The sequence below is a fragment of the Candidatus Streptomyces philanthi genome (assembly GCF_059553635.1).
The window spans coordinates 1-6146 of record NZ_JCANQV010000323.1; the positions used below are offsets into that span (position 1 = coordinate 1).

At 72.9% G+C, this 6146-nt stretch carries 4 protein-coding genes; 2 read left to right on the forward strand and 2 right to left on the reverse strand.

Translation table 11 applies throughout. The annotated features are described in order from the left end of the window. The first annotated feature begins 415 nt into the window (after window positions 1–415). The gene (locus tag AC51EU_RS25840) at window positions 416–1447 is read left to right on the forward strand and encodes an aspartate-semialdehyde dehydrogenase (RefSeq protein WP_496269483.1); all 1032 of its coding nucleotides are present in this window, start codon (window positions 416–418) and stop codon (window positions 1445–1447) included. Window positions 1448–1513: 66 nt separating this feature from the next. Here AC51EU_RS25840 and AC51EU_RS25845 read toward each other — a convergent pair whose 3' ends face one another. Next, window positions 1514–2032 (reverse strand): DUF1203 domain-containing protein, encoded by a 519-nt coding sequence (locus AC51EU_RS25845; protein WP_496269484.1) that lies wholly within the window; start codon window positions 2030–2032, stop codon window positions 1514–1516. A 169-nt stretch (window positions 2033–2201) separates the two neighbouring features. Between AC51EU_RS25845 and pepN the strand changes: the two genes are divergently transcribed. Continuing rightward, complete coding sequence (pepN, locus tag AC51EU_RS25850; protein ID WP_496269485.1) at window positions 2202–4769, forward strand: aminopeptidase N; 2568 nt, start codon at window positions 2202–2204, stop codon at window positions 4767–4769. 55 nt (window positions 4770–4824) lie between these two features. On the opposite strand, the gene alc is transcribed toward pepN, so the two are convergent. Continuing rightward, the gene (alc, locus tag AC51EU_RS25855) at window positions 4825–5976 is read right to left on the reverse strand and encodes an allantoicase (RefSeq protein ID WP_496269486.1); all 1152 of its coding nucleotides are present in this window, start codon (window positions 5974–5976) and stop codon (window positions 4825–4827) included. Between the last annotated feature and the right edge of the window lie 170 nt (window positions 5977–6146).

A 6146-nucleotide genomic window follows, 5' to 3' on the forward strand; every position in this document is an offset into this window, starting at 1 on the left:
CACGGCGCCGGTGGCGGCGAGGAAGGTACGGCGGTCGGGTGGGGGGACGGCGGGCCGGAAACGGGGCATGCGGGGACTCCCGGGTGCGGTCGCGGCGACGGCTCGCCAGGGAGCCTCGGCAGCGCGGATGGCCCCGGAGTGAACGCCACCGCAACAGTCGCCGCCCATCACCGCACACCCCGCCGCACGGTCCCGCCGGGGCGGGCGACGGGACGTCCGCCGCAGGCCCTACGCTTCAAGGACCGGCCCGTACGGGGACGCACCCCGGCACAAGGGGCGTACGGGAACGGAGCGCCCGCATCCACCGGCCGGAACGGATTGGACAAGGCGACGGGGTACCCCCACATGATGTGGGAACGCTTCTGAGCGGGCGTTCCCGGTAAGCACCGCTGTCAGGTACGGAAAAAGGAGTCCCATGAGGATCGGAATCGTCGGAGCCACCGGCCAGGTCGGCGGCGTGATGCGGGGCATTCTCGCGGAGCGGGACTTCCCGGTCGAGCAGCTGCGCCTGTTCGCCTCCGCCCGGTCCGCGGGCCGGACGCTGCCCTGGCAGAACACCGAGATCACGGTCGAGGACGCCGCCACCGCCGACTACTCCGGCCTGGACATCGTGCTGTTCTCGGCGGGCGGCTCGACCTCGAAGGCGCTGGCGCCGAAGGTCGCCGACGCGGGCCCCGTCGTGATCGACAACTCCTCGGCCTGGCGCCGTGACCCCGAGGTCCCGCTGGTCGTCTCCGAGGTCAACCCGCAGGCGATCACCGAGCGGCCCAAGGGCATCATCGCCAACCCGAACTGCACCACCATGGCCGCGATGCCGGTGCTGCGCCCGCTGCACGACGAGGCGGAGCTGGTCTCCCTGGTCGTCTCCACCTACCAGGCGGTGTCCGGCAGCGGTCTGGCCGGTGTGGAGGAGCTGGACGGGCAGGTCCGCAAGGCGGTCGAGCAGGACGCCACCAAGCTGACGCACGACGGCGCGGCGGTGGAGTTCCCGGCGCCGGAGAAGTACGTCCGCCCCATCGCCTTCAACGTGCTGCCGATGGCCGGTGCGATCGTCGACGACGGTGCGCACGAGACCGACGAGGAGCAGAAGCTCCGCCACGAGAGCCGCAAGATCCTCGGCATCCCCGGGCTGAAGGTCTCCGGCACCTGCGTCCGCGTGCCGGTCTTCACCGGTCACTCGCTCCAGATCAACGCCCGTTTCGCGCGTCCGCTGAGCGTCGCCCGCGCCCAGGAGCTCCTGGCCGGCGCGCCCGGCGTCGTCCTGTCCGACGTGCCGACCCCGCTCCAGGCGGCGGGCGCCGACGCGTCCTTCGTGGGCCGCATCCGCGCGGACGAGACGGCGGAGAACGGTCTGGCGCTGTTCGTCTCCGGTGACAACCTCCGCAAGGGCGCGGCGCTCAACGCCGTCCAGATCGCGGAGCTGGTCGCCGCCGACCTGCGCGGCTGACCGCCCCCGCACCCCGCGGCGGGTGCCCGTACGGACGTCTCCGTGCGGGCACCCGCCGTTCCTGTGTCAGTCCGGCCGCCGCACCTCGAAGTGGAAGCAGCCGTACTCCACCGCCCTCACGTGCACCAGCACCACCTCGGGGTCGGCGAACGCCTCCGTGAGGGCCCGGTCGAAACCGGCGTCCGGGTCGTCGGGGATCTCGAAGAGGGCGCCGCCGGCGATCCAGCCGCGGGCGTCGTAGCGGCGCAGGGTGCGCAGCGCGCCGGGCCGGGTGAAGGGGTATCCGGCCGCCGGGTCGGCTCCCGGGCACTCCTCGGTGTGGATGAAGACGGGGCCGGTCTCCTCGTACGCGCCGGGCGCGGCGCCCGTGGCGGCGGCCCAGCGGCGCAGCGGGGCGTAGGAGACCAGGGCGACGCGTTCGCCGGCGGCCGCGGGCCGCAGGCAGCAGCGCAGCGGGCTGCCGACGCAGGGCACCTCGCCGTCGCCGCCGGCGGTGTAGGGGCGTACGGGCCGCCCGGCGTCGTCGGTGACGCGGAGTTCCGCGAGGGCTTCGGGAGGGACGGGGAGAGGCGTGTAGATCGTCATGGGTCCAGCGTCGGCGTCCGCCCGGCCGGACGCTGGCGGGTTCCGGACGTCGCGTACGGCACCCGGGACGACGCCGTCTCCGCCGTGAGCGTACGGGCCTTCCGCCGAAGATCCCGCGTGGAAGGATGGCCGAAACCTGCACACGACATTCCCACGAGGAGATGACCAGGTGCCTGGCACGAATCTGACCCGCGACGAGGCGCAGCGTCGGGCGCGGCTGCTGACGGTGGACGCGTACGAGATCGAGCTCGATCTCTCGGGCGCCCAGGAGGGGGGTACGTTCCGTTCGGTGACCACGGTGCGGTTCGACTCCGCCGAGGAGGGCGCGGACACCTTCATCGACCTGGTGGCGCCGACGGTGCACGAGGTGGTGCTCAACGGCACCGCGCTGGACGCTGCGGCGGTGTTCGCCGACTCGCGGATCGCGCTGTCCGGGCTGGTGGCGGGGCGCAACGAGCTGCGGGTGGTCGCGGACTGCGCGTACACCAACACCGGTGAGGGTCTGCACCGCTTCGTCGACCCGGTGGACCAGCAGGCGTACCTCTACACGCAGTTCGAGGTGCCGGACGCCCGGCGGGTGTTCGCGAGCTTCGAGCAGCCGGACCTGAAGGCGGCGTTCCGGTTCACCGTGACGGCGCCCGAGGGCTGGACGGTGATCTCCAACTCCCCCACGCCCGAGCCGGTCGACAACGTCTGGAGCTTCGCGCCGACCCCGCGCATCTCGACGTACATCACCGCGCTGATCGCCGGCCCGTACCACAGCGTCCACAGCACGTACGAGAAGGACGGCCGCACCGTCCCGCTGGGCATCTACTGCCGCCCCTCGCTCGCCGAGCACCTGGACGCGGACGCGATCTTCGAGGTCACCCGGCAGGGCTTCGACTGGTTCCAGGAGAAGTTCGACTACGCCTACCCCTTCGAGAAGTACGACCAGCTGTTCGTGCCGGAGTTCAACGCGGGCGCGATGGAGAACGCGGGCGCGGTCACCATCCGCGACCAGTACGTCTTCCGGTCGAAGGTGACGGACGCGGCGTACGAGGTGCGGGCCGAGACGATCCTGCACGAGCTGGCCCACATGTGGTTCGGCGACCTGGTCACCATGGAGTGGTGGAACGACCTGTGGCTGAACGAGTCGTTCGCCACCTACACCTCCATCGCCTGCCAGGCGTACGCGCCGGGCAGCCGCTGGCCGCACTCGTGGACCACGTTCGCCAACTCGATGAAGACCTGGGCCTACCGGCAGGACCAGCTCCCGTCGACGCACCCGATCATGGCCGAGATCCGTGACCTGGACGACGTCCTGGTCAACTTCGACGGCATCACCTACGCCAAGGGCGCCTCCGTCCTCAAGCAGCTGGTGGCGTACGTCGGGATGGACGAGTTCTTCCAGGGCGTCCAGGCGTACTTCAAGCGCCACGCCTACGGCAACACCCGCCTCGCCGACCTGCTGGGCGCGCTGGAGGAGACCAGCGGCCGGGACCTGAGGACCTGGTCGGCGAAGTGGCTGGAGACCGCCGGCATCAACGTCCTGCGCCCGGAGATCGAGGTGGCCGCCGACGGCACCGTCACCGCCTTCCGCGTCCGGCAGGAGGCCCCCGCGCTGCCGGCCGGCGCCAAGGGCGAGCCGGTGCTGCGCCCGCACCGCATCGCGATCGGCTGCTACGACCTCAAGGACGGCGGCCTGGTCCGCACCGACCGGATCGAGCTGGACGTCGACGGCGAGCTGACCGACGTGCCCCGGCTGACCGGCAGGGCGCGCCCGGACGTGGTCCTGCTCAACGACGACGACCTGTCGTACGCCAAGGTCCGCCTGGACGAGGAGTCGCTGAGGACCGTCACCGCGCACCTGGGCGACTTCACCGAGTCCCTGCCGCGCGCCCTGTGCTGGGCCTCGGCCTGGGACATGACCCGCGACGGCGAACTCGCCACCCGCGACTACCTGGAGCTGGTGCTCTCCGGCATCGGCAAGGAGAGCGACATCGGCGTGGTCCAGTCGCTGCACCGCCAGGTGAAGCTGGCGCTGGACCTGTACGCGGCCCCCGAGTGGCGTGAGACGGGCCTGGCGAAGTGGTCCGACGCCACGCTGGAGCACCTGCGCGCCGCCGCCCCCGGCAGCGACCACCAGCTCGCCTGGGCCCGCGCGCTGGCCGCCACCGCCCGCACCGACGCCCAGCTCGGCCTGCTCCAGGGCCTGCTGGACGGCACCGAGGCCGTCGAGGGCCTGGTCGTCGACACCGAGCTGCGCTGGTCGCTGCTCCAGCGGCTGGCGGCCACCGGCCGGGCCGACGAGAAGGCCGTCGAGGCCGAGCTGGAGCGGGACCGCACCTCGGCGGGCGAGCGGCACGCCGCCACCGCGCGGGCGTCGCTGCCGACGGCCGCCGCGAAGAGAGCGGCATGGGAGTCGGTGGTGGTCTCGGACACCCTGCCGAACGCCGTGCAGGAGGCCGTCATCGGCGGTTTCGTCCAGACCGACCAGCGTGAGCTGCTGGCCCCGTACACCGCGAAGTACTTCGAGGTGGTCAAGGGCATCTGGGAGTCGCGCAGCCACGAGATGGCGCAGCAGATCGTGGTGGGCCTCTACCCCGCGCTCCAGGTGTCGCAGGAGACCCTGGACGCCACGGACGCCTGGCTGGCGGCGGCGGAGCCGAGCCCGGCGCTGCGGCGGCTGGTGACCGAGTCGCGGGCGGGCGTCGAGCGGGCGCTGAAGGCGCGGGCGGCGGACGCCGCGGCGGCCTGACGCCCTCAGGGACGGGCGCCCCGGGACCTCGACGGTTCCGGGGCGCCCGTCGGCGTCAGCCGGTCAGCGCGTCGAAGCGGCGGGCGAGCGCGGCGCGGCCGGACGGGGTGGGGGTGCCGTGCACCCGCATCCGGGCGATGCCGCCGTCGGGGAAGACGTCGAGGCGGACATGGGTCGCGGTGACGCGGCGTGGCAGGACGAAGCGGTGCGGGGTGTCCGGCTGGAGCCGGGTGCGGGGCAGGACGACGGTCCAGGAGGCGTCGTCGGCGGGGTCGGCGGTGGTGGCGTCGCAGCCGTACAGGGCGGCCCAGCCGGCGGAGTTGCCCTTGAGGTTCGCGGTGTCGATCTCCACCGCGCGGATCTCGCCGTGGGTGGCGAGGCGGAAGCGGACCCAGTCGTGGGTGTCCCTCACCCGGCGCCTGCGGTTCTCCCAGCCGTCGTCCATCTTGCGGGAGAGGTCGGGGCGGATGATCTGGGCGGGCGAGGAGTAGAAGCGGTCGGAGGCGTCCTCGACGCGTCCGCCGTGCAGCGCGGACGCGAGGTCGACGGTGCCGAGCGCGTCCAGCCAGGCGGGGTCGGGGACGGCCTCGCCGTGGACGCGGAGGCGGGCGATGCCGCCGTCGGGGTGCTGGTTGAGGCGCAGATGGGTGAAGCGGCGTGCGGCGGTGACCTCGAAGCCGTTGGCGGCGTGCCCTCGGACGGGCGTGCGCGGGACGATCTCCTCCCACCGGACGCCGTCGGCCAGCAGGTCGCCGGGGGACGGGGTGCCGGGCAGGGCGGTGGCCTCGACGGAGATCCGCTGGGGGTAGTTGCCGCGGAAGTGGGCGGTGTCGACGACGATGCCGCGGATCACGCCGGGGGTGGCGAGGCGGATCAGCGCCCAGTCGTGGTCGTCCTCGGCGGGGAAGGGCGCCTCGGCGTCCGTGCCGCGGCGGCGGCGGGTCTCCCAGCCGTCCATGATCTTTCCCTTGTGGCCGAAACGCTCGGGGTCGAAGACCGCCGGAGCGGGCGTCAGCAGGTTCTCGCGGTCGGCGAAGAACTCGTCGTTGGCGGCGATCACACCGGCGCCCAGGCGGCGGTCGGCGAGGTCGGCGAGCGCGGTGAAGGGGAAGTCGCCGCCACGGTAGTCGGCGTAGGGGTCGCCGCCGGGGTAGGGGGCGGCGTCGTGGGCGTGCGGGTCGCCGTGGTCGGCCGGGGTGGTGGTCATCTCTTCCCTTCGGTGGTGCGGTCGGTCGGACGCCTTTCGTGGTACGGCGTTGCGGACCTCCTCACCGTGGCACCGGGCACACCCCAGGTCCATCACATGTTCGTGAGGGATACGTTCAGTCGAACTGAACGGTGGTGCCGTCGGCCGGCGCCCGCGCGTGGACGGCCGCC